A 25,866-nucleotide genomic window follows, 5' to 3' on the forward strand; every position below is an offset into this window, starting at 1 on the left:
TGTCGGGCCGCCGGTCGGAGAGGCGCTCGATGTCGGGCCGCCGGTCGGGGAGGCGCTCGGTGTCGGGCCGCCGGTCGGGGAGGCGCTCGGTGTCGGGCCGCCGGTCGGCGTGATCGGGCCCGTCGGGCTCGGGACCAGGGTCGGGCTCAGGCTCGGGCTCGGGCTCAGGGTCGGGCTCGGGCTCGAGGTCGGAGCCACGGGCCGTGCACAGTTGATGGTCGCCAGGGTGTTGGTGTCGAGGGTGACGGCGCCGTTGCGCGCCAGCACCCGCCCATCGACCCGGGCACCGGTGTTCAGGGTGGCCGAGGTGAGCGCCATGACCGTTCCCGCGAAGTCCGTCCTGGTGCCGAGCGTCGCAGAGCTCCCGACCTGCCAGAACACGTTGCACGGCGATGCGCGGTTGATGAGCGAGACCTTGCTGTCCGACGCTGTCGTCAGGGTCGAGGCGGACCGCAGGAGGAAGACGGCGTTCGGGTCCCCCTGCGCGTCCAGCGTCACCGTGCCGGTCAGCTCCAGGGTGGGTGCGGCGTAGACACCGGGCTTCAGCGTCTGACCCGCCAGGTCGGCGGCGATGGCGGCGGTGGCAGCCCGGCGGGCGGCGGCGTCGTAGGCGGCGGCGAGGCCGCTCTGCGCCGTGATCGCGGTCGTGTCGGAGACGTGCACGGCGCCCAGGACGGTGCCTGGCGGGAAGCCGGTGACGGCGGAGCCGGGGGTCAGGCCGAGGTCTCCGCCGATGGTGGACGGGCCGGTGTTGGTGACGGCCGAGCCCGCGAGGACCGAGAAGCTCGAGGCCGCGCCGAGATCGATCGGCGCCTCAGCGGCCTGGGCGGGGGCCACCCCCGTCGCGGCCAGGCCGGCCACCAGGAAGCCCGCCGCAGCGAGCCCCAGCCCTGAGGTAAGGCGTCGGGTGCTGCGGGCAGGCCGGGTCGAGCAGGGCTGGGTCATGTCTCTCCACGTGCGGAGTCATCCGCGTAGGGCGACCCACTCACGCGGGGCGGTTCTGATCGGTTGGCATAGGGCCAGTGGTGCACAGTGTCGTTCATCGAGGACCGAGACGCCTCATGGACGCACGGAAGAGGCGTGTCGGGATCAGCCGGGGCGGGGGCCGAACCGCTCGTCGAGCCATGTCCTGGCCGAGCCCACCAGGCCCGCGGTCTCGTGCAACAGCCGGCCCAGTGCGTCCTGGCTGCGCCGGAACGTCTCGGCGTAGCTGGCGGCGGCCTTGCGGGCGGCGTCGCTGACCTTGGCCTCGGCGTCGTCCTCACGCCGGGGATAGCTGCCCGTGCGGATCTCGGCGTAGGCGCCGGACTCGGTCCAGCGGCGCAGCTCGGCGGCACGGACCACCGCGAAGGGGTGCGAGCGCCCCTCGACCAGGAAGACCTTCAGGACCGAGTCCCGCAGGTCCTCGGTCTCGGCGTACTCCCCGGCCTGGGCGAAGAAGGAGGTCGCGTCCAGGTGCTCCAGGGTGCCGCCGGAGGCGAGCTTCATGTGCACGCGGGTGGCGGCGGCGGGGTCCTGGGCGGCGAGCAGCCCCGCCCGGTCGGCGGAGAGCTCGGCCTTGCGGGACCACTCCATCAGCGCAGCCAGGATGCCTCGCATGCCCAGCGCCCCTCCGGGCACCGCGGAGAAGACCCCGGTCATCGCCAGCAGCCGCTGCAGCAGGGTCTGGTAGACGGCGTGACCGCTCAGCACGTGCCCGAGCTCGTGGCCCAGCACGAACCGCATCTCGTCCTCGTCCAGCAGGTGCACCAGGCCGGAGTCGACGACGATGACGGGCTTCTCCATCCCGATCGCGTGCGCGTTGAAGGTGGGAGACGCCCGCACGTAGAGCTCGGGCAGGGACCCGGCGTCGAGCGTCGTCCCCACGTCGTTGAGCAGCCGGTGCACCACCGGGAACTGCCGCTCGTCGACCCGGACCGAGGAGCCCAGCAGCATCAGCCGCACGGTCCGCTCGTTGATCAGGCCGGACATGGCCTTGATCAACGAGTCGAACCCCTTGAGCTTGCGCAGCGCCACCAGGGCGCCCTGGTCCGCCGGGTGCTCCCAGGCGCGGGAGCTGATTCCGGGCAGAGGCGTCCTGGGGCGAGTGGCGTTCTGGGTCATGACGGGGATCCTTGCGCACCACACGGCTGGTGTCCGCACGTTGGGCATCTGCGCGGGCTCCGGGACGCGAGCACGAGGTAGCGCGACCCGCATCACGACGAAGGCCCCGGATCAGAGATCCGGGGCCTTGCCTTTGGTGGTGCGCGAGGGGGGAGTTGAACCCCCACGTCCTTTCGGACACACGGACCTGAACCGTGCGCGTCTGCCTATTCCGCCACTCGCGCTTGAAGCGGGCTCAGGTTAGCCCAGCGACGACGCAACCCCCAAACCGGCGTCCGGAGAGGAGATGTCCGACGGCGGGCCGACGTGGGTACAGGGGGTATGAGCCGTGCGGCGGATACGATCACGGACAGTCCTCTACGCCGTCCAACCAGGAGAGTGAGCACGTGCGCGGTCTGCAGCGCTTCGAGCAGCGCCTCGAGCAGGTGGTCTCCGGCGTCTTCGCGCGAGCGTTCCGCAGCGCCGTACAGCCGGTCGAGATCTCCGCCGCGCTGCAGCGGGAGATCGACAACAACGCCCAGATCCTGAGCCGCGACCGGCGCCTGGTGCCCAACGACTTCGACGTGGAGCTCTCCGACACCGATCTCGAGCGCCTCTCCCCCTATGACAACGCGATGGCGCGGGACCTGGCCGACCAGCTGCAGGACCACGCCGAGAGCCAGGGCTACGTCTTCCCGGGCCCGGTCCACATCAGCTTCGAGGCCGCCCCCGACCTCACCACCGGCCGCTTCCGGATCCGCAGCCGGGCCGAGGCCTCGGTGAGCGGCGACGACCACCGCACCCGGCACCGCACCCCGCGGGCGATGCTGGAGATCAACCGCACCCGGCACCCCCTGATGCCGCCCGGCGTGGTGGTCGGGCGCGGCACCGAGTCCGACATCCGGATCAACGACCCGGGCGTGAGTCGACGGCACGTGGAGTTCGTGGTCTCCGACCGTCACGACGGCGACCTCGACCTGTCCGTGGTCGACCTGGGCTCCACCAACGGGATGCTGGTCGACGGCCGCAAGGTCGAGCACGCCCCCCTCAAGGACGGCACCGTGGTCAAGGTCGGCAACACCGAGCTGACCGTGCGCCTCGTCGACGACGACCACGGCAGGGGCTGACCGCCATGTCCGAGCTGACACTCTTCCTGATCCGGTTCGCCTACCTCGCGGTGCTGTGGATCTTCGTGCTCTCCGCCATCTCGGTGGTCCGCTCGGACATGTTCGGGGCGCGCGTCCCGGCGGGAGCCCGGGGCGGCGCCAAGCCCGACAAGGCCAGCAAGCAGCCCAAGCCCAGCCGGCGGCGCGGCGCCCCCACCCACCTGCTGGTCGTGGAGGGTGCGAACGCCGGCGAGCGCGCCGAGCTCGCGGACGCCCCACTGCTCATCGGCCGGGGCTCGGACGCCGCGATCCGGCTCGACGACGACTACGTCTCCACCCGGCACGCCCGGGTCGCCGCGTCCGGCGACCAGTGGTACGTCGAGGACCTCGGCTCCACCAACGGCACCTACATCGGCTCCTCGCGCCTGACGCAGCCCACGACCCTGACCCTGGGCACCCAGGTGCGCATCGGCAAGACGATCCTCGAGCTCCGGAAGTAGGCCGTCCCACGTGACCGACCCCGAGAACGACACCGTGATCCGCGACCGGCGCCACGTCGCCGCGGGTACGCACGTCGAGGAGCAGTCCGACACCGCCGAGCGGTCCCGGACCGCTGGCGCGCCCGCGATGAAGCTCAACTACTCCGCCGTCTCCGACGTCGGGCGGGTCCGCAAGGACAACCAGGACAGCGGATACGCCGGCCCCTGGCTGCTGACGGTGTGCGACGGGGTGGGCGGCGCCGCCCGCGGCGACATCGCCTCCAGCACCGCGGTCTCGGTCCTCCGCCGGCTCGACGAGCCCCCCGGTGACCTCTCCGCCGACGACCTGCTGGCCCGGGTCGCGGGCAGCGTGCACCGCGCCCACGACCGGATCGGCGAGCTGGTGGAGGAGGACCCCTCCATCAGCGGCACCAGCACCACGGCCACCCTCGCGCTCTTCGACGGCCACGCCCTGGGCATCGCGCACGTCGGGGACAGCCGCGCCTATCTCTGGCGCTCGGGCGAGATCAGCCAGCTCACCCACGACCACACCTTCGTGCAGGGACTCATCGACGAGGGCCGGATCACCGAGGACGAGGCGCGGGTCCACCCGCACCGCAACCTGATCCTCAAGGCCCTCGACGGCGTGCACGACCCCGCGCCCGACCTCTTCGTCGTCGTCGTGCAGGAGGGTGACCGGCTGCTGCTGTGCAGTGACGGTGCCTGCGGGGTGCTGCCCGACGCCCGACTGCGCGACATCCTGGGCCGCGGCACCCCCGACTACGCCGCCGTCGAGCTGGTCCGTGCCAGCCTCGAGGCCGGGAGCACCGACAACGTCACCTGCGTGGTCGCCGACGTGGTCGCCGGCACGGACCCCGCGACCACCGACCTGGAGCCGCTGCTGGTGGGCGCCGCCGCCGAGCTGCCGCGGGGCAACCGCGGGCACTCGACGGGGCTGTTCCGCGCCCGCAGCGCGCCCCACGAGCAGGCTCCCACCGCCGAGCTGCCCGGGGACGTCGACTTCGCGATCCCGTCGGACCCCCTCGACACCGAGACCGCGCGCTACGCGCCGCGTCCGCCCCTGCGCTTCTTCTGGGCCCGGCGCACCCTGGTGGCGATGACCATCCTGGGCACCCTGTGGATGGCACTCGCGGTGGCCTGGCACTGGACCCAGCAGCAGTTCTACGTGGGCGAGCACGACGGGGTGGTCACGATCTTCCGCGGCGTCAACGCCGACGTACCGGGGCTGGAGCTCTCCCGGCCCTACGAGACCACCGACATCTCCCTGGACCGGCTCTCGGACTACGACGCGGGCGAGGTCCGCGCGGGCATCGAGGCCGACGACCTGGCCGAGGCCGAGGAGACCGTGGACAACCTCGCGGCCCAGCAGGTCGCCGGCTGATGAGCCAGACCGGAGCTCTGATGGGTTTCGTGCACCGCCGTCGGCGGGGCGCGGAGCTCTTCCTGCTGTTCCTGGCGCTGGTGGTGGGCATCGGCGCCTACGCCGCAGTCGGGCTGGGTGTCGACGGCGAGGTGCCGGTCAACCTGATCGGCTACGGGGGGTGGCTCACCGCCCTGGTGCTCGCCACCCACCTGACCCTGCGGTTCACCGCGCCGTACGCCGACCCGGTGCTGCTGCCGCTGGTCGCGGCGCTCAACGGGCTCGGCCTGGCCGTGATCTACCGGCTGGACCTGGCCAAGGAGGCCGCCGGCGAGGCCCACGACTTCGCCCAGCAGCAGCTGATCTGGATGACCCTGGGCGTGGGCCTGTTCATCGCCACCCTGGTGCTGCTGCGCGACCACCGGGTCCTGCAGCGCTTCACCTACACCAGCGGCCTCGCCGCGGTGGTGCTGCTGCTGCTGCCCCTGGTGCCCGGGCTCGGCACCCGGATCTACGGCGCCCAGATCTGGATCCGCGTCGGCCCGCTGAGCTTCCAGCCCGGCGAGGTCGCCAAGGTGCTGCTGGTGCTGGCCATCGCCGGCTACCTGGTGCTGCACCGCGACGCGCTGGCGCTGGCCGGCCGCCGGGTGCTCTTCATCGACCTGCCCCGAGGCCGCGACCTGGGCCCGATCCTGGCGATGTGGCTGATCAGCCTCGGCGTCCTGGTCTTCCAGCGCGACCTCGGCTCCAGCCTGCTGTTCTTCGGCCTGTTCCTGATCATGCTCTACGTCGCCACCGAGCGGCCCGGCTGGCTGGTCGTGGGCGGTCTGCTGTTCTCCGCTGGGGCGTTCCTGGGCTACCAGCTCTTCGGCCACGTGCGGGTCCGCTTCGACACCTGGCTGCACCCGATGGACTTCTACTCCGACGAGGACGGCGCCAAGAGCTTCCAGATCGTGGAGACCATGTTCGGCATGGGCTGGGGCGGCTTGATCGGCCGCGGCTTCGGCGGCGGCTCGCCGGAGCGGGTCCCGCTGGCGGAGTCCGACTTCATCGTGGCCGCGATCGGCGAGGAGCTGGGTCTGACCGGGGTGATCGCGGTGATCCTGATCTACGGCCTGATCGTGGAGCGGGCGCTGCGCACCGCCCTGATCTGCCGCGACGGCTACGGCAAGCTGGTCGCCACCGGGCTGGCCGGCATCTTCGCCCTCCAGGTCTTCGTGGTCATCGGCGGCGTCACCAGCCTGATCCCGCTGACCGGCCTCACCACCCCGTTCCTGTCCTACGGCGGCTCCTCGCTGGTGGCCAACTGGGTGATCATCGCGCTGATCGCCCGCATCTCCGACCAGGCCCGGCGGCCACCCCCGGACCTGACGCCCGACGAGCCGGTGAGCGTCGACGACGCCACCCAGGTGGTGAAGCTGCGATGAACAAGCCCATCCGGACCATCTCGATCTTCTGCATGCTGCTGTTCCTCGCACTGCTGCTCAACGTCTCCTACCTGCAGTACGTCAAGGCCGGCGAGCTGGCCGAGGACCCCAACAACCGCCGGGTCGTCGAGGCGGCGTTCTCCCAGGAGCGCGGTCCGATCCTGGTGGGCCGTCAGCCGATCGCCCAGAGCGTGAAGACCGACGACCAGTACGAGTTCCAGCGCGAGTACCCGCTGCCGTTCCTCTACGCCCCCCTCACCGGCGCGTTCACCTACTTCAACCAGACCGGGCTGGAGCGCTCGCAGAACCCGGTGCTGTCCGGGGAGGACTCACGGCTGTTCGTGACCCGGGTGATCGACATGCTCAGCAACGACCCGCCCAAGGGCGGCAGCGTGCAGCTGACGATCGACGCGGCCGCCCAGCAGGCGGCGTACGACGGGCTCTCCTCGCTGCCCGGGCCGGTCGAGGGCGCGGTGGTGGCCCTGGAGCCGTCCACCGGCAAGGTGCTCGCCATGGTCTCGCTGCCCTCCTACGACCCCAACCGGCTGGCCAGCCACCGGTTCGGCGAGGTCGTCAAGGCCCAGCGCGAGCTCGAGGACCTGGACAGCGAGCCGCTGATCAACCGTGCCGTCGGCATGCGGCTCCCCCCGGGGTCGACCTTCAAGCTGGTCACCGCGGCCGCGGCCATCGAGAGCGGCAACTACGACGCCAGCTCGCTGGTGCCCGGCGGCGCGAGCTACCAGCTGCCGCTGACCTCGGGCGAGTCCGGCAGGATCGACAACGAGGGACGGGCCTGCGGCAGCGGTCGCATCCCCTTCGCCCAGGCGATGGAGAACTCCTGCAACACCACCTTCGCCGCCCTGGCGGTCGAGGTCGGTGCGGACGCCATGCTGGAGCGGGCCGAGCGGTTCGGCTTCAACAGCCAGTACTTCGAGGAGCTGCGTCAGGTGACCTCGGTCTTCCCCGAGGAGATGGACGCCGCCCAGACCGGGCAGAGCGGGATCGGGCAGTTCGAGGTCTCCGCAACCCCGCTGCAGATGGCGATGGTGGCCGCGGGGATCGGCAACGGCGGCTCGGTGATGAAGCCCTACTTGGTCGACTCCATCAGCTCCCCCAGCCTCCAGGTCCTCGACAAGGCCGACCCCGAGGAGCTCAGCCAGGCCGTCTCCTCGACCACCGCCAAGGAGCTGACCGACCTGCTGGTCTCCACGGTCGACAACGGCACGGCCTCGGCGGCCGCGATTCCCGGCGTCGAGGTGGCCGGCAAGACCGGCACCGCCCAGAGCGGCATCGACGACGTGCCGCCGTACGCCTGGTTCACCTCCTTCGCCCCCGCCGACGACCCCCAGGTGGCGGTCGCGGTGATGATCCAGAAGGCCGGGATCGCTCGCGGCGAGATCGCCGGTGGCCGGCTGGCCGGCCCGATTGCCAAGGCAGTGATGGAGGCGGTGATGACCCGATGAGCGACTCCCACGAGACCGCGCCCCGGTACGTCGACGGGGCGGGCCGCTACCGGCTGGACTCCCGCATCGCCACGGGCGGGATGGGCGAGGTCTGGCGCGCCACCGACACCGTGCTGGAGCGGGTGGTCGCGGTCAAGCTGCTCAAGGCCGAGTACGCCGACGACGCCACGTTCCGCGCCCGCTTCGAGACCGAGGCGCGGCACGCCGCCTCCCTGAGCCACCCCGGCATCGCGGCGGTCTTCGACTTCGGCGAGGCCGCGCCGCGCGACGGCTCCGGGACACCGCAGCCCTACCTGGTGATGGAGCTGGTCGAGGGCCAGCCGCTGTCCGCGCTGCTGCGCTCGGGCGAGCCGATGGACCCCGACGCGGTGCGGGACCTGATGGCCCAGGTCGCCGACGCGCTCGGCACCGCCCACCGGGCCGGGATCGTGCACCGCGACGTCAAGCCGGCCAACCTGCTGGTGACCCCCGAGCGGCGGATCAAGGTGACCGACTTCGGGATCGCCCGGGCGGCCGAGGGGCTGGCGCTGACCCAGACCGGGCAGGTCATGGGCACCCCGCAGTACCTCTCCCCCGAGCAGGCCGAGGGTCGCAGCGCGACCTTCGCCTCCGACGTCTACTCCCTGGGTGTGGTGGCCTTCGAGTGCCTGGCCGGGCACCGGCCGTTCGAGGCGGACAGTCCGGTGGCCACGGCACTGGCGCACGTGCGCCAGCCGGTCCCCGAGCTGCCCGCGAGCGTCCCGCCCGCCCTGGCGAGCGTCGTACGAAGGGCGCTGGCCAAGGACCCGGCCGCCCGGTTCGCCGACGGCACCGCCTTCGCGGCCGCCCTGCGCAACCCCGAGGCGTACGCCGACCAGGTGCCGCTGGAGGGGGCGACCACCGTCATCGCCTCCGACCCAGGGCTCGCGACCTCGGTGCTGCCCACCACCTCGGAGCAGCCCGTGACGCCGGCGACTCCGGCGACCGGGGCGCTCAGCACCCAGGCCACGCCGACGGCTGCCAGCTCCTCGCGGTCCTGGCCGCTGCTGGTGGCGGGGCTGGTGCTGCTCGCCCTGATCGCCGGTGGTGTCGCCTGGTGGCAGGCCAGCGACGGTGGCGACGACGACCCGGAGTCGCCGACGCCCACCCCGACGCGGAGCCAGAGCCAGAGCGACTCCGCGAGCGCGGAGCCGAAGACGGTCGAGGTCGACGGCTCGGACTACGTCGGTCGCGACGTGCGGGAGGTCTCCCGCGAGCTGACCGGCCTGGGGCTGCGCGTGGTCCGCAACGAGGTGGACAATCCCGGCGACGAGACCCGCAACCGGGTGACCTCGGTGGACCCGACCGGCACCTTGGAGCGCGGCGACCGGGTCACCGTCTCCTACTGGGGCCCGGTGCCCCGGACCGAGGAGCCGACCCCCACGCCGACCCCCACCCCGACTCCGACCCCCACCCCGACTCCGACGCCGACGCCCACCCCGACGCCGACGCCGACCCCCACGCCCACTCCTACGCCGACTCCCACTCCCACCCCGACTCCGGAGCCGACGCCCACCGACACCAGCACTCCTTCCCCGTGAGAGGCCCACGATGAGCAACAGCCAGTCGACCGTGGTCGGTGGCCGCTACGAGCTCGGCGAGCTGCTGGGTCGAGGTGGCATGGCCGAGGTGCGCAAGGGCGTCGACACCCGCCTGGGGCGCACGGTGGCGGTCAAGCGGCTGCGCACCGACCTGGCCAGCGACTCCACCTTCCAGGCACGGTTCCGCCGCGAGGCGCAGTCCTCGGCCTCCCTCAACCACCCCGCCATCGTGTCGGTCTACGACACCGGCGAGGAGTGGAGCGAGGGCGAGCACGGTGAGGACGGGGTGGCCCAGCCCTACATCGTCATGGAGTACGTCGCGGGGCGGACGCTGCGCGACATCCTCCGGGAGGGCCGCAAGATCCTGCCCGAGCGTGCCCTGGAGATGACCAGCGGTGTGCTCGCCGCCCTGGACTACAGCCACCGCGCCGGCATCATCCACCGCGACATCAAGCCCGCCAACGTGATGCTCACCCCCCAGGGCGACATCAAGGTGATGGACTTCGGCATCGCCCGGGCGGTCTCGGACGCGGCGAACGCGATGACCCAGACCGCTGCCGTGGTCGGCACCGCGCAGTACCTCTCCCCCGAGCAGGCCCGCGGCGAGACCGTGGACTCCCGCTCCGACGTCTACTCCACCGGCTGCCTGCTCTACGAGCTGCTCACCGGCCGGCCGCCGTTCATCGGCGACAGCCCCGTCTCGGTCGCCTACCAGCACGTGCGCGAGCCGGCGGCTCCCCCGTCGGACTACGACGAGGACATCCCGCCCGAGATCGACGCCATCGTGATGAAGGCGCTCGCCAAGCGGGTGGAGGACCGCTACCAGAGCGCTGCGGCGATGCGAGCCGACATCGAGCGCTACCTCGCCGGGCAGGAGGTGCACGTCGCCGCGCCGCCGAGCCTCCCGGCGACGGCCGCCACCACGGTGCAACCGGCGACCTCGACCCAGCCCACCGCCCTGCCTGCGCCCGAGACCCTGGCACCGGCTCCCAGCCCGCCCGGCGAGGGCCGCGACGGCCACCGGGGGCGCAACACCGGGATCGTGGTGATCGCCCTGGCCGCGCTGGCGATCATCGTGGGCGTGTTCCTGCTCCAGGGCCCGCTCTTCGACGACGCCCCGGAGCAGACCCGGGTGCCCGACCTGATCGGGATGACCGAGGACGAGGCCCGCGCGGCGATCGTGGACAAGGGGCTCCGGGTGGGCCGCGTCGACTACGAGCCGTCCGCGGACGCCCCTGCGGACACGGTGATCAGCCAGGAGCCCAACGGCCTCTACGTCGACCCGGGCTCGACGATCAGCATGGTGGTCTCCACGGGCGCCCCGATGGTCGAGGTGCCCTACCTCGTGGGGCAGGACCGGTCCGCCGCCCGCGACGTGCTGAAGTCACGCAACCTGAAGGTCAAGTTCACCACCCAGGAGTCCGACGCGCCGGCGGACCAGGTCATCGAGACCACTCCGGGCGCGGGCCAGAACGTCCCCGAGGGCACGGTGGTGACCCTGGTGGTCTCCGACGGCCCCGAGACGGTGCCCGAGGTGGTGGGCATGAACCAGCAGGCCGCGGAGAAGGCGATCACCGAGGCCGGGTTCACCCCGGACATCGTGCCGTGGTCCGAGACCACCGAGCCGAAGGGCACCGTGGTGCGCCAGAGCCCGGAGTCGGGCAAGGAGGCGCCGCAGGGCACCACCATCACGATCTTCGTCTCCAGCTACGAGGAGCCGGCCCCGACCCCGACCCCGACGCCCACCCCCACGCCGACGCCCACCCCCACGCCGGGGGTGCCGACCGACACCGCCGTACCGGTGCCGACCGACGTCCCCACGACGCCGCTCGGCTGACCCGGGTCAGCCGTCGATCGGCACGGCGTAGTCGAGGTCCAGCAGGCCGTCGTACGCCGGCGCGGTGGCGAACTCCTCCACCTCGACGTCCCAGCCCACCGCGATCTCGGGGTCCAGCGCCACCTCGCGGTAGATCTCCAGGGTCTCGTCCTCGGAGATCGAGGAGAGCAGGACCCCGGGGTCGCCGATCGCCCGGATGACGTACGGCGGGGAGTAGGGCACGCCCTGGAGCTGCACGGTGTTGCCGCTGCACTTGATCCCGGTGGTGGAGACCAGGCGCTGGCCCTGCACGGTGACCGCCTTGGCCCCGCCGCGCCACATGGCGTTGACCACGGCCTGGATGTCCTGCTGGTGCACCACGAGGTCGTTGGGGTCCCCGGAGTACTCCTCGGCGACCTCCAGCGGGGAGTCGGTGAGGGTGACGGTGACCGCGGGACCGGAGCGCGGGGTGAGCCCTGCCGGGTCCTGCATGACCTCGATCTCGCGGTTGTAGCGGTTGACCGCGCGGTCGTCGAGCCCCTTGGTCAGCTGCTCGACCTCGCGGTTGAGCGCCGCGGCACGGGCGGTGAGCACGTTCGCCTCGTCGGACTCGGCCTCCACGATCGAGGCGAGGTCGGTGTAGCGGTTGGGGCGAAGGTCGGTGCCCTCGCTGTTGGCCGCGCTCACCACGAACAGGATCCCGCACAGCAGGAACACGGCCGGGGTCCCCAGACGCCACCTGCGAGGAGAGGGGGAGTCATGGGGACCGGTCGTCATGACCACTACGCTAGCCCCGCCGACCAACGATCCAGAGGGAGCACCCAGGTGTCCAAGACCAACGTCAACCGGGAGACCGACAACCCCAAGGACGGGCGGAGCCTGCCCTGGCGATTCGTCCTGTGTCTCGTGCTGATGGTGCTGGGGATCGCGTGGCTGGCCTACTACTACACCGCCGTGCGCGTCGACCCGACCGTCGCGCCGGCTCCGGAGCCCGGCGGGCCGGCCTTCATGGGCGACCTGGAGAAGTGGAACTACCTGATCGGCTTCGGGCTCATCATGCTCGGGCTGGCCCTGGCCGCCCACCCGTCCACGCCGTTGGGTCGCGGCAACGGCGTGGTCGTCGGCATGCTCGGCTGCTTCCTGCTGGGCCTGGTGTGGATCTGCACCTTCTACATCTTCAGCGGCGACAAGCTCACCGACATCTGGGTCTTCAACGACCTGGGCAACTACAACCTGTTGGTCGGGATCGCGTTCATGGCCGTGGGATTCACCTACGCCACCCGGTGGGAGTGAACCCCACCTCAGCAATCGCGACGAGAAGAGGACCGCACCCGACGTCGGGTGCGGTCCTCTTTCGTTGTGCACAGCTGGGGAGAAACCTGTGTATAACTACACGCGTGTAACTCGGCTCAGGACAGGGCGGTCGCGCGCAGCACCAGGACCGCCAGCAGGGCGACCGTCAGCACTGCCAGACCGGACCACTGCCACAGCCCTCGGCGATCCCCACGCGGCGCGAAGATGAGGATCGCGGCCGCCGCCGCACCCCCGAGCAGGCCACCGAGGTGCCCCTGCCAGGAGATGCCGGGGAAGGCGAAGGTGAAGGCCAGGTTGACCGCCAGCAGCGTCATCACGCTACGGATGTCGCCGTGCACCTTCAGGGAGACCACGATCAGCGCCCCCATCAGGCCGAAGACGCCGCCGGAGGCACCCAGGGTGCGTCCGGTGGGGTCGGCCAATAGGAAGATCGTCGCCCCGGCCGCCAGCGTGGCCAGCAGGTAGATGGCCAGGAACCGGAGCCGGCCGAAGGCCGCCTCCACCGCGGGTCCGAGGACCCACAGGCCCACCGCGTTCAGCGCGATGTGCCAGATGTCGACGTGCACGAAGCCGTGCGTGATGGCCTGCCACCACGCCCCGTCCGCCAGGCCCGGGACCCAGGTCGCCGACGGGATGGCGGCGCAGTTGGCCGCGGAGTCCAGGCCCGGGTAGTACGTCGCGTAGTCCTCGCCCAGGCACCGGCCGGTGGGCGAGAGCATGAGCTTCCACGCCAGCAGGGACTCCCGGCCGCCGCTCACGGTCGCCGCCAGCCAGACCGCGACGTTGATCCCGATCAGGACCAGGGTGGTGAGCTGCGGGTTCTCCGAGCGCTTGCCGCCGTACGCCGCCCGGCCGCTGCGGGTGGTCTTCGCACCCTGGGCGACGCAGTCAGGGCACTGGAAGCCCACGGCGGCGTCGCGCATGCAGTCGGGGCAGATGGGACGCTCGCAACGCTGGCACTTGATGTAGGTCTCGCGGCCGGGGTGCCGATAGCACGTGGGCACCCCGGCAGCAGGACCGTTGGGGTCGCTCACCCGTGGTCGATGCTGATCAGCGGGTGATCTCGACCGTCTCGATGACGACCGGCTCCTTGGGGCGGTCCATCGCACCGGTCGGCGTCGCGGCGATGGCGTCGACGACGTCGCGCGAGGCCTGGTCCGCCACCTCGCCGAAGATCGTGTGCTTGGTGTTCAGCCACGGGGTCGCGCCGACGGTGATGAAGAACTGCGAGCCGTTGGTGCCCGGGCCGGCGTTGGCCATGGCGAGCAGGTAGGGCTTGTCGAAGACGAGCTCGGGGTGGATCTCGTCCTTGAACTTGTAGCCGGGGCCGCCGGTGCCAGTGCCGAGTGGGCAACCGCCCTGGATCATGAAGCCCGGGATCACGCGGTGGAAGGTGAGACCGTCGTAGAAACGCTCGCCCGAACGCCCGGCGTCGTCCTTGTAGTCCTTGGTCCCCTCGGCCAGGCCGACGAAGTTCTCGACCGTCTCCGGCGCGTGGTTGGGGAAGAGGTTGATGACGATGTCACCCTTGTTGGTCTTCAGGGTGGCCTGCGGGTCAGCCATGACTGCCTCTCGTTGAAGGTGGGTACACAGGGTGTTGCTGCTCGCGATCTTCCCACGAGCCGCAAACGATCTCACCGCAACCTGGGCACACTGGTGACCTCCGGTCCGCCCGTGGTGAGATGGAACTCCACGAGCGAAAGGTTGACCACATGCGCATCCGTAGGCAGAAGACGTTCCTGGAGAAGGCCCAGGACGCGGCCCAGGACGTGGCCGAGCAGGTCCGGCCGCAGCTCGAAGCAGCGCTGGAGACCGCCCGCAGCTCCGCGCACGAGGCCCGGGTCCAGGCCGCTCCACTGATCTCCCAGGGCAAGGTCGTGGCCGCTGACAAGGCCGCCCTCGCCGCGGAGAAGGCATCCTCCGCGGCGGCCAAGGCCTCGGTCGTCGCCGGCGTCGCCGCCGGCAAGGCCGCCGAGCTCGCGACCGAGAAGGCCGGCACCGCCCGGGACTTCGCCGCCGCCAAGGCCGCCGAGCTCAGGGGCCAGGAGCCGCCCAAGAAGAAGGGCGGCAAGCTCAAGAAGGTGGCGCTGGTCTCGATCCTGCTCGCCGTCGGCGGTCTGGTGTTCAAGAAGCTGAGGGGCGGGCAGGCCGACAACTGGCAGAGCTCCTACGTCCCCACCCCGCCGCCGGCCGCCGCGCCCACCGCCGCGCCGACCTCCTCGGTCACCGACGCCGGTGGCGCGACCCCGGGCGAGGCGCTCGCGGACGCCGCGGAGGAGCCGCACCAGGCCAGCACGCCTGACGCCCCCGCCACGGTCGTCGACATCAACGACGCGACCACCGGCACCGACAACACCAAGTAGCACCCACGCCCGCACCACGGGCGTCGCAGACTCGGCCCGCCGCTCAGGCGGGAGCCACGGAACCGGTCGGAGGAGCATCCTCCGGCCGGTTCTCTGCTATCCAGGCGTCGACCCGCTCCCACCAGGTGAAGAGCCACTCGATCTGGGCCTCGCGACCCTCGGGGATCTCGGCCCGGGGCACCTCCCACCAGCGCATGGTGATCTGCTTGTCCATCGGCAGCTCGCGCCACACGTCGGCCACGGTGAGCATGTGGTCCAGGCCGGTGTGGGCCACCATCAGCACGTTCGCCTCCGGAGCCGCCTCCAGGGCCGCCAGGAACCCGCCGGGCCGCGGCGCCAGCACGTGGATCATGCCCTCGGCGCGCTGGGCCATCCGCTCCAGGCCCAGCTTGCGGAGCCGGCCGATCGCCCGCTCCCGGCGGGCTGGGGTGAAGTTGCCGCCCTCGGGGAAGATCACGAACGCGTCGTTGGGGTCCAGGCCCTGGGCCAGCGCGGCGATGTGGCCCTCCAGGTCCTCACCCCGCCCGGGGTTGGGCGAGATGAACCGGGCGGGCAGCCGGCGCAGCAGTACCGAGATCGCCGGGTCCCAGGCCAGGGTGTCCTTGAGCACCACCCGGGGCTCCCGGTTGTACCAGTGCAGCAGGGCGTACATCAGGATGAAGGAGTCGCCGGGGCCCGCGTGCCGGCAGCACACCAGCACCGGGTGGTCGGGATAGCGCTGCGGCGCCGGCCCGTCGGTGGTGATCTGCAGGCGCAGCACCCGGCGTGCCTCGCGGAAGAAGAGCACCAGGGTGCCCTCCACCAGCTCGTAGTGGATCCCGGCGAAGTACGCCGACCTGATCCGCCAGCCGAAGCCGCTGGCCAGCCACAGCGCCAGCAGCACGGCGAGCAGCAGGGACTCCGCGCTCAGGTAGAGCAGCGCCACCCAGGCGATGCGCAGCACCCTCAGGCGTCCGGGGAACAATGGGGAGAGCGCAGCCGCCGCGATCAGCCACAGGGGCAGCGTGACCCACAGCGCCACCGTGGCGCCGACCAGCAGCGGGGCCACCACGAATCGCTGGAGGACCCACCGCACGCCGTCGCTCACGGGTGCTGGTCCAGGTAGGCCCGAGCGGCGTCGTAGGTGGCGCTGATCCGGGCCTCCACGCTGGCGAAGTCACGGAAGGCGAAGATCGAGTCGTCCCGGTCCGACGTACCGGCGGCGGGCAGCACGTGGGCCTCCACACCCTCGGGCAGCTCCGACATCTCGCGGACGAAGCGGTGCCGCCGGGCGATCTCGAACGAGACCCGCGCCACCTGCCACGGCTGGGTCGGCACCTTCAGCGGCCGGTCGATCCGGCCCACCTGCAGCACGTAGATCTTGGTGGCGCCCAGGGCCACCGCCCGGCCCAGCGGGACCGAGTTCACGATGCCGCCGTCCAGGTAGTGCTCCCCTGCGACCTCGGCCGGCGGCAGCAAGCCAGGTACGGCGGCGCTCGCGACCACCGCGTCGACCACCGGGCCGGCGTCGAACCAGTGCTCGGCCGCACGCTCGATGCTCGCCGCGCACACCTGGAAGCGCACCGGCAGGTCGGCGAAGGTCGTCTCGCCCAGCTCGTCGACGAGCCGCTGCTTCAGCGGGCGGGAGGAGTAGACGTGGGTGCCGGTGGTGAGCGCCCGCCGGACCGAGCGCAGCGGGCGGTCGCCGTACACGTCGCGGGTCTGCGCGGCCGAGACCCACAGGGCGGTGAGCCGGTCCACCACGGCGGGCGTGGGGTCCTGGGCGACCAGGGCGCCGTTGATGGCGCCGATGCTGGTGCCCAGCACCAGGTCGGGTCGGACGCCGTGCTCGAGGAGGGCGCGGAGCATCCCCACCTCGGCGGCGCCCAGCACGCCGCCGCCGCCCAGCACGAACGCGGTCGTCACGTGGGAGAGGGTCCCACCTCGGCCCGGTCTGCGTCGTCTGCCACGCCCCGTTCCTCGGCGGCCATCTGGGCCCGCACCCGGGCGGTGGCGCGGTGCTCGGCCCAGAAGGAGAGCACCGGGATGGTGCCGCACAGCAGCGTGACCACGGTGAAGCCCATGGGCCAGTTCGCCTTGCGGGCCAGCGAGAAGGCCATCACCAGGAAGATCATGTAGAGCCAGCCGTGGGCGGTGCCGAGCACGCCGGTGATGAACTCCCCGAGCTGGTCGGCGGAGCTGCCGTCGTCGAACCAGTTCGGGGTCGGGATCTTGTCACCGGCCCACATCGGGGTGCCGTCGAAGTTCGAGAGCGGGACTCCGACCAGGCACAGGACGATCAGCAGGACGCCGACGATGCTGGCGGAGACGCGGTAGCGGGTGAGAGCCTTCTTCACACCTCGACGGTATCGCGCTGATTCAACTGCTCACCCATCGCCGCCGCGCGGGCCGCGCGCACCTCGTCGGCGCACCAGCGCCACCAGATGAAGGCCGCGAAGCCGGCGAAGATCCACCACTCGATCCCGTACAGCAGGTTCTTGAGGCCGGTGCCCCGACCCACCGCCGGCAGCTCGTCGAGGTCGGCGGGCGCGAGTCCGGCGGTCCCGGCGTTGCGCAGGTCGGCGGAGTCGGTGTCCACCACCACGTAGGCGCCGTACAGGTCCTGGTCAACGTGCTGGATGGCGTCGGCGATGCGCAGCTGCGGGATCACGTCGTCGCTGCGGTCCTCGTCGACGGTGCCGCTGCTGCCCTCGGGGGGCTGCAGCCAGCCCACCACCTCCGCGGCCCCCTCCGGCGCCGCAGGTACGTCGTCCAGCCCGGCGGTCCAGCCTCGTACGACGAGCAGCGCCGGGTCGTCCGGGCCTGCGGCGGCGTCCCCGTCGGGGGCCACCGCGAGCGGCGTCACCACCCAGTAGCCGTCCTGGTCGCCCTGACGGCGGCCGGAGACCAGCACTGTCCCCTCGGGCACCCAGGTGCCACTCATCCGGACCGGCATGCCCACCTGGGAGGTCGGGAACGCCTCGTCCGGTCCCAGGGAGTCGGCCAGGGGCACCGGATCGAGCTCCGCGCGCCCGGCCGCGGCGTCGGAGCGTTCGTCCTGCCAGACCTGGACCTGCCAGACGCCGAGCAGCATCGCGATCGCGACCAGCACCACCGCCACCAGGTGCATCCCGAGGGAGAAGGGGCGCAGCAAAGGGTGGATCGACACGACTCCCAGACTAGTTGCCGGTCGGTGAGACCGGCGATCCGGCGGCGACCGGCCGCGCCGCGGTTGCACGGCGACCAGCCTCGGGTCCACTAGCCTCCCCGCATGACTGATGCGCCGGCGCCTGACCCGCTCAAGATCGTGCTCGCCGGGGGGTCCGGGGTCTTGGGCACGGCGCTCGCCGCCGACCTGGAGGGTCGCGGGCACGAGATCGTCGTGCTGACCCGGTCCCCGGACGCCTCGTCGCCCTACCGCCAGGTGAGCTGGGACGGGGAGAGCCTCGGTGAGTGGGTCAGTGAGCTCGACGATCCCGGCAGGACGGCCGTGGTGAACCTGGCCGGTGCCCTGGTGGACCGCCCGGCGACGCCGGAGAACCTTCGCCTGCTGCGTGAGTCGCGCGTGGCGCCCACCCTGGCCCTGGTGCGGGCCAGCCAGGGGCTCGCAACCCCCCTGCGTCACTGGGTGCAGGCGTCCACCACCGCGATCTGGTCCGACGGCGGGGAGCTGCGCATCACCGAGTCGACGCCCCTTCCCGCGACGGGACTCCCCCAGATGACCGGAGTAGCGCGTGCCTGGGAGGAGACCAGCGCTGAGGCCCTCACCGACCATCGCATCGTGCTCCGCACCTCGCTGGTGCTGCAGGACGACTCTCCGCTGCTCCACCGACTCTCGGGTGTCACCCGGGCAGGCTTGGGAGGACGGCTGGGGCACGGTCGGCAGTGGATCAGCTGGATCCACCTGGCTGACTGGCTGCGCGTGGTCCGTGCCTGCCTGGGTCTCGAGCCTGGCAAGGAGATCCCGTCCGGGGTTCTGGTGGCCGCTCACGACCGTCCGGTGCGCAACGCGGAGATGATGGCGGCCCTGCGCGCTCACTACCGACGACCCTTCGGCCTGCCCGCCCCGGCGGTCGCGGTGCGGCTGGGTTCGCGGGTGCTGCGCACCGACCCGGCGCTGGGCCTGACCGGGCGGCACTGCACCTCAGAGGTGCTCGCCGGACTCGACTGGCAGTTCGAGGTCCCCGACTTCCGGGCCGCGCTGGCCCGGCTGACGTAGAGCGAGGCAGGCCACCAGCGCCACCAGGGCCAGCGCCGCCGCCGCCTGGCTGTACCGGCTGAGCGCGAGCTGCTCCATCGTGTCGGTGACGGTCAGCGCGGCGACCACCGCGGCGCTCGCCAGCGCCACCACCGCCAGACGCGCGGGCAGCAGCGCGGCCAACACCACCGCCCCACCCCAGGGCACGCCGTAGAGCAGGCCGAAGGCCAGCAGGGAGCGCAGGTCGCGATCGTCCGGGGAGCCGGCCGCGGTCACCAGGACCACCAGGGCGGCCAACGCTACGCCGACCGCCAGACCGCGCCAGAGCCGTGGTTGCTCGACCGCGAGCACGCCGAGCTGCCGCAGCCGCACCAACGTCAGCAGTCCCGCGAGCCCGGCCAGCACCCCGCCGGCCAGGGCTAGCCGCTCGTAGCTCTCGATCGATCCCTCGTGGGGCCAACCGAAGCCGATCACCGGGCGCCAGTGCTTTGCACCCACACCGCCGTACGCCGCCGCGGTGACGCTGGCGACCAGGGCGGCCACCTGGCTGCCCGCCTCCCACCCGCGCCGGAGCCCGAGCAGCACGACCACCGCCGTCACCGCCACCAGCACGGGCAGCCACCAGGGCTGGATGGAGTGCGGCCGGAGCAGCGTCGCCAGTGCTCCGGCCAGGCAGAGGGCCTGGACCGCCTTCATCGAGACAGCTGGCATCCGGCGCCGCCTTCCCCCGCCCACAGTGAGGGGAGGCTAGCGGGAGAACGGACTCACGGGCCCGAGAATGCCCCGAAAATGAAGAAAGGCCCGGGGTGGAGCCCCCAGGCCTTTCAGTGGAGCCTAGGGGACTCGAACCCCTAACCCCCTGCTTGCAAAGCAGGTGCGCTACCAATTGCGCCAAGGCCCCGTGACCAGGATGGTCAGGTGGTGGTCAGGCCTTGCCGACCTTGTCGGTGGCCTCTGCCCACAGGGCCTGCTCGGCCTTGCCCTCGTCCATCTTCTTCTTGGCGAGGGCGGCGCCGGCGGCGGCAAGGGCGAGCAGCAGAAGCTTCTTCATGGGAATCCCTTACCTCGTGGCAGACATACTTCGGTGGTGGGCCTAACAGGACTTGAACCTGTGACCTCTTCCTTATCAGGGAAGCGCTCTAACCGTCTGAGCTATAGGCCCTCCCCCGGACTAGCCGGGATGGTCAGCGCGCGAAGCGCGACCGCGGGGAACACTACCTGATGCTGATCCTGGCGAACAAAACGCCTACCTGGCGTCCTCGGCGAGGGTGACTTCCACGCCGCCGAGCAGGGCCGCAGCCATGTTGTAGAGGAACGCGCCCAGGGTGGCGATGGCGGTCAGCAGGATCACGTCGATGACCGAGACCAGCAGCGTGAAGCCGAGCACCCGGGACATCCCGACGTAGTTGGTGACGTCGAAGGTGCTGGCGTCGTCGCCCTCGACCACGCTGGCCACGGTGGCGTTGATGGAGTCCCACACCCCCGCCGCGCCCAGCACCGACCAGACCATGAAGACGGCCACGAAGGTGACGATGCCGAACGCCACCGACAGCAGGAACGACGCCTTCATCACCGACCAGGGGTCCACCCGGGTGAGCCGCAGCCGGGCCCTGCGCGGCTGCTTCTTGCCCACGGTGGACTTCTGCATGGCGGCGGTGTCTCGATGCTCCTCCGCCGCCATGGAGAGCTTCTGTCCGATCCGTCCAGGCAGCGCCGGACGCGCCACGGTGTCCTCAGGACCCCGGTTGCGCGGGGCGGCCCTCTCGGTCATCAGTCATCACTCTCCGCAGCTTCGGGGTCACTGTCCGGGGCTTCGGTGCCACTGTCCTCGACGCCCTCACCCGGCTGGTCGACGGTCTCGATCGCGTCCCCATTCTCGTCCTGGGCCGCTTCGTCGTCATCGATTGTCGCATCCTCGCGCGCTTCGATCGAGCGGGCGACGACAGCGACGGAGTCCTTGCCCTTGGGGGAGACGAACTTGACCCCCATGGTCGAGCGGCCCGTCGGGCGGAAGTTCTCGTTGATGGGGCTGCGCACGACCTGGCCGGCCGCGGTGATCGAGAGGATCTCGTCACCGTCCTCGACGATGAACGCACCGACCAGCTGACCGCGGTCCGGGTTGGCCAGGGCCATCGCCTTGATGCCGATCCCGCCACGCGACTGCAGGCGGTACTCGGTGATCGGGGTCCGCTTGGCGAAGCCGCCGTCGGTGATCGTGAAGACGTACTGCGGCTTGAGCCCGAAGTACGGTCCGGCGACCTCCTGCCCGGCCTCCTCGCCGGCCTCCTGGCCGATCTCGGCCGGGTTGGGTGCCCCGGCCTCGGCGGCCTCCTCGGCCGCCTCCTCCGCTGCCTCCTCGGCCGCGACCTGCGCCGCTCGGATCACCGACATCGAGAGCAGCGAGTCACCCTCGCGGAACTTCATGCCGGTGACGCCGCCGGTGGCTCGACCCATGGGACGCAGCTGGGCGTCGTCGGCGCGGAACCGCACCGCTTGGCCCTTGCGGGAGACCAGCAGGATGTGGTCGTCGGGGCCGACCAGCTCGGCACCGATCAGCTCGTCGTCGTCGCTGCGGAAGTTGATCGCGATGACGCCGGCCTGGCGGGGCGAGTTGTAGTCAGCCAGGCGGGTCTTCTTGACCAGGCCCTGCCGGGTCGCCAGCACCAGGTACGGCGCCTGGTCGTAGTCGCGGATGGCCAGCACCTGGGCGATCGACTCGTCCGGCTGGAACGACAGCAGCCCGGCCACGTGACCGCCCTTGGCGTCACGCTGTGCCTCGGGCAGGTTGTAGGCCTTGGTCCGGTAGACCCGGCCGGCGGTGGTGAAGAAGAGCAGCCAGTGGTGGTTGGTGGTGGAGATGAAGTGCTCCACCACGTCGTCCCCGCGCAGCGTCGCGCCGCGCACGCCCTTGCCACCGCGCTTCTGGGTGCGGTACTGGTCGGCCTTGGTCCGCTTGGCGTAGCCGCCGCGGGTGATGGAGACGACCAGGTCCTCGTCGGGGATCAGGTCCTCCATGGAGAGGTCGCCGTCCGCGGCGATGATCTGGGTACGCCGCTCCTGGCCGTACTTGTCGACGATCTCGGTCAGCTCGTCGATGATGATCTGGCGCTGCCGGACCTCGTCGCCGAGGATGTCCTTGAGGTCGGCGATGATGACCTCGAGGTCGGCCAGGTGGTCGATGATCTTCTGCCGCTCCAGGGCGGCCAGCCGGCGCAGCTGCATCCCGAGGATGGCGTCGGCCTGCAGCTCGTCGACGTCGAGCAGCGCGATCAGGCCGGTGCGGGCCTCGTTGACGTCGGGGGAGCGGCGGATCAGGGCGATGACCTCGTCGAGCATGTCCAGGGCCTTGACCAGGCCGCGCCAGATGTGCGCGTCCGCCTCGGCCTTGCGCAGCCGGAAGCGGGTCCTGCGCTGGATGACCTCGATCTGGTGGGTCACCCAGTGGCTGATGAACTGGTCGATCGTGAGCGTGCGCGGGACCCCGTCCACCAGGGCCAGCATGTTGGCGCTGAAGTTGGACTGGAGCTCGGTGTGCTTGAGCAGGTTGTTGAGCACCACCCGGGCGACCGCGTCGCGCTTGAGCACGATGACCAGCTGCTGGCCGGTGCGCGAGGAGGTGTTGTCCTTGACGTCGGAGATGCCCTGGACCCGGCCGTTGTCGGCGAGCTCGGCGATCTTGAGCGCCAGGTTGTCCGGGTTGACCATGTAGGGCAGCTGGGTGATGACCAGCGAGGTGCGGCCCTTGGCGTCCTCGTCGACCTCGATCACCGCGCGCTGGGTGACCGAGCCGCGACCGGTGCGGTAGGTCTGCTCGATGCCCTCGCGACCGACGATCATCGCGCCCATCGGGAAGTCCGGGCCCTTGATCCGCTCGATCAGGGCGTCCTGGAGCTCCTCGCGGGAGGCCTCGGGGTGCTCGAGCGCCCAGATGGCACCCTCGGCCACCTCGCGCAGGTTGTGCGGCGGGATGCTGGTGGCCATGCCGACCGCGATGCCCGCCGAGCCGTTGACCAGCAGGTTGGGGAAGCGGGCCGGCAGGATCGTCGGCTCCTGCGAGCGCCCGTCGTAGTTGGGCTGGAAGTTGACCGTGTCCTCTTCGATGTCCCGGACCATCTCCAGGGCAAGAGGCGCCATCCGGCACTCGGTGTATCGCATGGCGGCCGCGGGGTCGTTGCCCGGGGAGCCGAAGTTTCCCTGGCCGTTGACCAGCGGGGCGCGCATCACCCAGGGCTGGGCCAGCCGGACCAGGGTGTCGTAGATCGCGGTGTCGCCGTGCGGGTGGTACTGACCCATCACGTCACCGACCACGCGGCTGCACTTGGAGAACCCGCGGTCGGGCCGGTAGCCGCCGTCGTACATCGCGTAGAGCACCCGGCGGTGCACCGGCTTGAGCCCGTCCCGCACGTCGGGCAGCGCCCGGCCGACGATGACCGCCATCGCGTAGTCGATGTAGGAGCGCTGCATCGAGGTCTGCAGCTCGATCGGCTGGATGCGGCCGTTGTCGTCGCCGCCGCCGTGGATGGTGGTGCCGCCCGTGGGAGTGTCAGTCACTGAGTTCGTCTCTCTTGATCGGTTGATCTACTCAAATCTAGGGATTTCGTTAGAGACCTAGATATCGAGGAATCGGACGTCCTTGGCGTTGCGCTGGATGAAGGAACGACGCTGCTCCACGTCCTCGCCCATCAGGATGGAGAAGATCTCGTCGGCCTGGGCCGCGTCGTCCAGGGTGACCTGGAGCATCAGCCGCTGGGTGGGGTCCATCGTGGTCTCCCACAGCTCGTCGGCGTTCATCTCGCCCAGACCCTTGTAGCGCTGCACCGGGTTCTCCTTGGGCAGCTTCTTGCCGGACTCCAGCCCGTCGCGCATCACCGCGTCGCGCTCGGCGTCGTTGTAGACGAAGTCGTGCGCGTGCGGCTTGTTCCAGCGCAGCCGGTACAGCGGCGGCTGCGCCATGTAGACGTAGCCGTGCTCGATCAGCGGCTTCATGAAGCGGAACAGCAGCGTCAGCAGCAGCGTGTTGATGTGGTGGCCGTCTACGTCGGCGTCGGCCATCAGCACGATCTTGTGGTAGCGCAGCTTCTCGAGGCTGAACTCCTCGTGGATGCCGGTGCCCAGCGCCGAGATGATCGCCTGGACCTCGGCGTTGCCCAGCACCTTGTCGATGCGGGCCTTCTCGACGTTGAGGATCTTGCCGCGGATCGGCAGGATGGCCTGGACCCGAGGGTCGCGTCCCTGCTTGGCGGAGCCGCCGGCGGAGTCACCCTCGACGATGAAGACCTCGCACTCGCGCGGGTTGGTCGACTGGCAGTCGGCCAGCTTGCCGGGCAGGCCGCCGCCGCCGAGCAGTCCCTTGCGGTTGCGGGCCAGGTCGCGGGCCTTGCGGGCGGCGATCCGGGCGTGCGCGGCAGCCTGGGCCTTGCGCACGATCTCCTTGCCCTCGGCGGGGTTCTGCTCCAGCCAGGCGCCCAGCTGGTCGTTGACGATGCGCTGGGTGAAGCCCTTGGCCTCGGTGTTGCCCAGCTTGGTCTTGGTCTGGCCCTCGAACTGCGGCTCGCCCAGCTTGATCGAGATGATGGCGGTCAGGCCCTCGCGGATGTCGTCGCCGGAGACCCGGTCCTCCTTCTTCTTGATCAGGCCCCACTCCTCGCCCCAGCTGTTGACCAGGGTGGTGAGGGCCGCGCGGAAGCCCTCCTCGTGGGTGCCGCCCTCGTGGGTGTTGATGGTGTTGGCGAAGGTGTGCACCGACTCGGTGAAGGAGGTGTTCCACTGCATCGCGAGCTCGAGGCTCATGTGGTTCTCCTTCGACTCCGGCGTCTCGGCCTCGAAGGAGATGATCGTCGGGTTGGCCTTCTCCTTGCGCCGGTTGAGGTAGGCGACGTAGTCGACCAGGCCGCGGTCGTACTTGAAGGTGCGCTCGATGCCGCCACCCTCGCCACGGGAGATGGCGTCGTCCCCGGTGCCCTCGACCTCGGGCGCGACGGTCTCGTCCTCGACGGCGTCGACCACCTCGTCGGCGGAGGCGCGCTCGTCCCGGATCACGATCTCCAGGCCCTTGTTGAGGAAGGCCATCTCACGGATCCGGTTGGTGATCGTCTCGAGGTTGTACTCGGTGGTCTCGAAGATCTCCTCCGAGGCGTAGTAGGTGATCGTGGTGCCGGTGCGCTCGCCGGGCTCGAGGGCACGGACCTGCTCCAGGTCGCCGTCCGGTACGCCGATGCTGAAGGTCTGGCGCCACAGGTGGCCCCGGTTCTTGACCTCTACGATGACCTTGCGCGACAGCGCGTTCACCACCGAGATGCCGACCCCGTGCAGACCACCGGAGACCTTGTAGCCGCCCCCGCCGAACTTGCCGCCGGCGTGCAGCATGGTCAGCGCCATGGTGACCGCCGGGATGCCCTCGGTGGGGTGGATGTCGGTGGGGATGCCGCGCCCGTTGTCCTCGACCCGGACCCCGCCGTCGTCCTGCAGGGTCAGCACGATCCGGTCGCAGTAGCCGGCGAGCGACTCGTCGACGGAGTTGTCCACGACCTCCCAGATCAGGTGGTGCAGACCGCGCTCGCCGGTGGAGCCGATGTACATGCCGGGGCGCTTGCGGACCGCCTCGAGGCCCTCGAGGACCTGGATCGCGGAGGCGTCGTACCCTCCGTTGCCGGACTCGCCCGGAGAGACGTGGTTGGCCAGTGCGCTGTCGGTGCTGCT

24 protein-coding genes and 3 tRNA genes are annotated in these 25,866 nt (G+C 71.0%); 10 read left to right on the plus strand and 17 right to left on the minus strand.

From position 1 onward, the window contains the following. The 3 genes from C5H89_RS00005 to C5H89_RS00015 all read right to left on the minus strand — a co-directional run. Positions 1–945: ice-binding family protein (locus tag C5H89_RS00005; protein WP_205304778.1), on the minus strand; the 945-nt coding region annotated here is incomplete at its 3' end. A gap of 144 nt (positions 946–1,089) precedes the next feature. After that, positions 1,090–2,103, minus strand: coding sequence for a M48 family metallopeptidase (locus C5H89_RS00010; protein WP_104105070.1), 1,014 nt, complete (start codon positions 2,101–2,103; stop codon positions 1,090–1,092). A 137-nt stretch (positions 2,104–2,240) separates the two neighbouring features. Further along, positions 2,241–2,327, minus strand: a tRNA-Leu gene (locus tag C5H89_RS00015). Positions 2,328–2,489: 162 nt separating this feature from the next. On the opposite strand from C5H89_RS00015, the gene C5H89_RS00020 reads away from it, so the two are divergent. From C5H89_RS00020 to pknB, 7 genes are read left to right on the plus strand one after another with little or no spacing between them, the layout of a single operon-like run. Continuing rightward, on the plus strand, positions 2,490–3,209 hold the full coding sequence (locus C5H89_RS00020; RefSeq protein ID WP_104105071.1) for a DUF3662 and FHA domain-containing protein: 720 nt from the start codon (positions 2,490–2,492) through the stop codon (positions 3,207–3,209). A gap of 5 nt (positions 3,210–3,214) precedes the next feature. Next, on the plus strand, positions 3,215–3,688 hold the full coding sequence (locus C5H89_RS00025; protein ID WP_104105072.1) for an FHA domain-containing protein: 474 nt from the start codon (positions 3,215–3,217) through the stop codon (positions 3,686–3,688). A gap of 10 nt (positions 3,689–3,698) precedes the next feature. Continuing rightward, entirely contained in the window at positions 3,699–5,069 is a 1,371-nt protein-coding gene (locus tag C5H89_RS00030) for a protein phosphatase 2C domain-containing protein (RefSeq protein WP_240181609.1), read from the plus strand. Next, positions 5,069–6,475, plus strand: coding sequence for an FtsW/RodA/SpoVE family cell cycle protein (locus C5H89_RS00035; protein WP_104105073.1), 1,407 nt, complete (start codon positions 5,069–5,071; stop codon positions 6,473–6,475). The genes C5H89_RS00030 and C5H89_RS00035 overlap by 1 nt, the downstream gene beginning before the upstream one ends. Continuing rightward, entirely contained in the window at positions 6,472–7,938 is a 1,467-nt protein-coding gene (locus tag C5H89_RS00040; RefSeq protein ID WP_104105074.1) for a penicillin-binding protein 2, read from the plus strand. The genes C5H89_RS00035 and C5H89_RS00040 overlap by 4 nt, the downstream gene beginning before the upstream one ends. Further along, on the plus strand, positions 7,935–9,497 hold the full coding sequence (locus tag C5H89_RS00045) for a protein kinase (RefSeq protein ID WP_104105075.1): 1,563 nt from the start codon (positions 7,935–7,937) through the stop codon (positions 9,495–9,497). The genes C5H89_RS00040 and C5H89_RS00045 overlap by 4 nt, the downstream gene beginning before the upstream one ends. A 10-nt stretch (positions 9,498–9,507) precedes the next feature. Further along, entirely contained in the window at positions 9,508–11,334 is a 1,827-nt protein-coding gene (gene pknB / locus C5H89_RS00050) for a Stk1 family PASTA domain-containing Ser/Thr kinase (RefSeq protein WP_104105076.1), read from the plus strand. Positions 11,335–11,340: 6 nt separating this feature from the next. On the opposite strand, the gene C5H89_RS00055 is transcribed toward pknB, so the two are convergent. Further along, a complete protein-coding gene (locus C5H89_RS00055; RefSeq protein ID WP_104105077.1) occupies positions 11,341–12,090 on the minus strand; it encodes a DUF881 domain-containing protein in 750 nt (249 codons plus the stop codon). A gap of 48 nt (positions 12,091–12,138) precedes the next feature. Here C5H89_RS00055 and C5H89_RS00060 point away from each other — a divergent pair, with 48 nt between their 5' ends. Further along, on the plus strand, positions 12,139–12,606 hold the full coding sequence (locus C5H89_RS00060; protein ID WP_240181610.1) for a cell division protein CrgA: 468 nt from the start codon (positions 12,139–12,141) through the stop codon (positions 12,604–12,606). A gap of 116 nt (positions 12,607–12,722) precedes the next feature. Here C5H89_RS00060 and C5H89_RS00065 read toward each other — a convergent pair whose 3' ends face one another. Both C5H89_RS00065 and C5H89_RS00070 read right to left on the minus strand, forming a co-directional pair. Then, positions 12,723–13,661, minus strand: coding sequence for a rhomboid family intramembrane serine protease (locus C5H89_RS00065; RefSeq protein WP_104105079.1), 939 nt, complete (start codon positions 13,659–13,661; stop codon positions 12,723–12,725). Positions 13,662–13,677: 16 nt separating this feature from the next. After that, positions 13,678–14,190 carry a peptidylprolyl isomerase gene (locus C5H89_RS00070; RefSeq protein WP_104105080.1) on the minus strand — a complete coding sequence of 171 codons (513 nt, stop codon included), beginning with the start codon at positions 14,188–14,190 and terminating at the stop codon, positions 13,678–13,680. Between the two features lie 149 nt (positions 14,191–14,339). Here C5H89_RS00070 and C5H89_RS00075 point away from each other — a divergent pair, with 149 nt between their 5' ends. Continuing rightward, positions 14,340–14,990 carry a hypothetical protein gene (locus tag C5H89_RS00075; RefSeq protein ID WP_104105081.1) on the plus strand — a complete coding sequence of 217 codons (651 nt, stop codon included), beginning with the start codon at positions 14,340–14,342 and terminating at the stop codon, positions 14,988–14,990. Positions 14,991–15,033: 43 nt separating this feature from the next. Here C5H89_RS00075 and C5H89_RS00080 read toward each other — a convergent pair whose 3' ends face one another. From C5H89_RS00080 to C5H89_RS00095, 4 genes are read right to left on the minus strand one after another with little or no spacing between them, the layout of a single operon-like run. Beyond that, on the minus strand, positions 15,034–16,077 hold the full coding sequence (locus C5H89_RS00080) for a 1-acyl-sn-glycerol-3-phosphate acyltransferase (protein ID WP_240181611.1): 1,044 nt from the start codon (positions 16,075–16,077) through the stop codon (positions 15,034–15,036). Next, positions 16,074–16,895, minus strand: coding sequence for a patatin-like phospholipase family protein (locus C5H89_RS00085; RefSeq protein WP_104105082.1), 822 nt, complete (start codon positions 16,893–16,895; stop codon positions 16,074–16,076). The genes C5H89_RS00080 and C5H89_RS00085 overlap by 4 nt, the downstream gene beginning before the upstream one ends. Beyond that, positions 16,892–17,326 carry a DUF3817 domain-containing protein gene (locus tag C5H89_RS00090; protein WP_104105083.1) on the minus strand — a complete coding sequence of 145 codons (435 nt, stop codon included), beginning with the start codon at positions 17,324–17,326 and terminating at the stop codon, positions 16,892–16,894. Before C5H89_RS00090 ends, C5H89_RS00085 begins: the two co-directional genes overlap by 4 nt. After that, on the minus strand, positions 17,323–18,138 hold the full coding sequence (locus C5H89_RS00095) for an SURF1 family protein (protein ID WP_162799117.1): 816 nt from the start codon (positions 18,136–18,138) through the stop codon (positions 17,323–17,325). Before C5H89_RS00095 ends, C5H89_RS00090 begins: the two co-directional genes overlap by 4 nt. 102 nt (positions 18,139–18,240) lie before the next feature. On the opposite strand from C5H89_RS00095, the gene C5H89_RS00100 reads away from it, so the two are divergent. Beyond that, positions 18,241–19,188, plus strand: a complete 948-nt coding sequence (locus tag C5H89_RS00100; RefSeq protein WP_104105085.1) for an NAD-dependent epimerase/dehydratase family protein — start codon at positions 18,241–18,243, stop codon at positions 19,186–19,188. Here C5H89_RS00100 and C5H89_RS00105 read toward each other — a convergent pair. The 7 genes from C5H89_RS00105 to gyrB all read right to left on the minus strand — a co-directional run bounded on the left by C5H89_RS00105 (position 19,114) and on the right by gyrB (position 25,848). After that, positions 19,114–19,878, minus strand: a complete 765-nt coding sequence (locus C5H89_RS00105; protein ID WP_162799118.1) for a hypothetical protein — start codon at positions 19,876–19,878, stop codon at positions 19,114–19,116. The two genes, C5H89_RS00100 and C5H89_RS00105, sit on opposite strands and share 75 nt — an antisense overlap. A 117-nt stretch (positions 19,879–19,995) precedes the next feature. Further along, positions 19,996–20,068: transfer RNA gene (locus C5H89_RS00110), tRNA-Ala, on the minus strand. A 24-nt stretch (positions 20,069–20,092) separates the two neighbouring features. Next, entirely contained in the window at positions 20,093–20,218 is a 126-nt protein-coding gene (locus C5H89_RS19235; protein ID WP_240181612.1) for a DLW-39 family protein, read from the minus strand. A gap of 34 nt (positions 20,219–20,252) precedes the next feature. Continuing rightward, positions 20,253–20,329 (minus strand) — tRNA-Ile (locus tag C5H89_RS00115). Positions 20,330–20,413: 84 nt separating this feature from the next. Next, on the minus strand, positions 20,414–20,938 hold the full coding sequence (locus C5H89_RS00120) for a DUF3566 domain-containing protein (RefSeq protein ID WP_104105087.1): 525 nt from the start codon (positions 20,936–20,938) through the stop codon (positions 20,414–20,416). Then, positions 20,938–23,718 (minus strand): DNA gyrase subunit A, encoded by a 2,781-nt coding sequence (gene gyrA / locus C5H89_RS00125; RefSeq protein WP_104105088.1) that lies wholly within the window; start codon positions 23,716–23,718, stop codon positions 20,938–20,940. Before gyrA ends, C5H89_RS00120 begins: the two co-directional genes overlap by 1 nt. A gap of 57 nt (positions 23,719–23,775) precedes the next feature. After that, entirely contained in the window at positions 23,776–25,848 is a 2,073-nt protein-coding gene (gene gyrB, locus C5H89_RS00130) for a DNA topoisomerase (ATP-hydrolyzing) subunit B (protein WP_104105168.1), read from the minus strand. Positions 25,849–25,866 lie beyond the last annotated feature (18 nt).

Source organism: Nocardioides sp. 616, from assembly GCF_002930065.1.
Lineage (GTDB): Bacteria > Actinomycetota > Actinomycetes > Propionibacteriales > Nocardioidaceae > Nocardioides > Nocardioides houyundeii.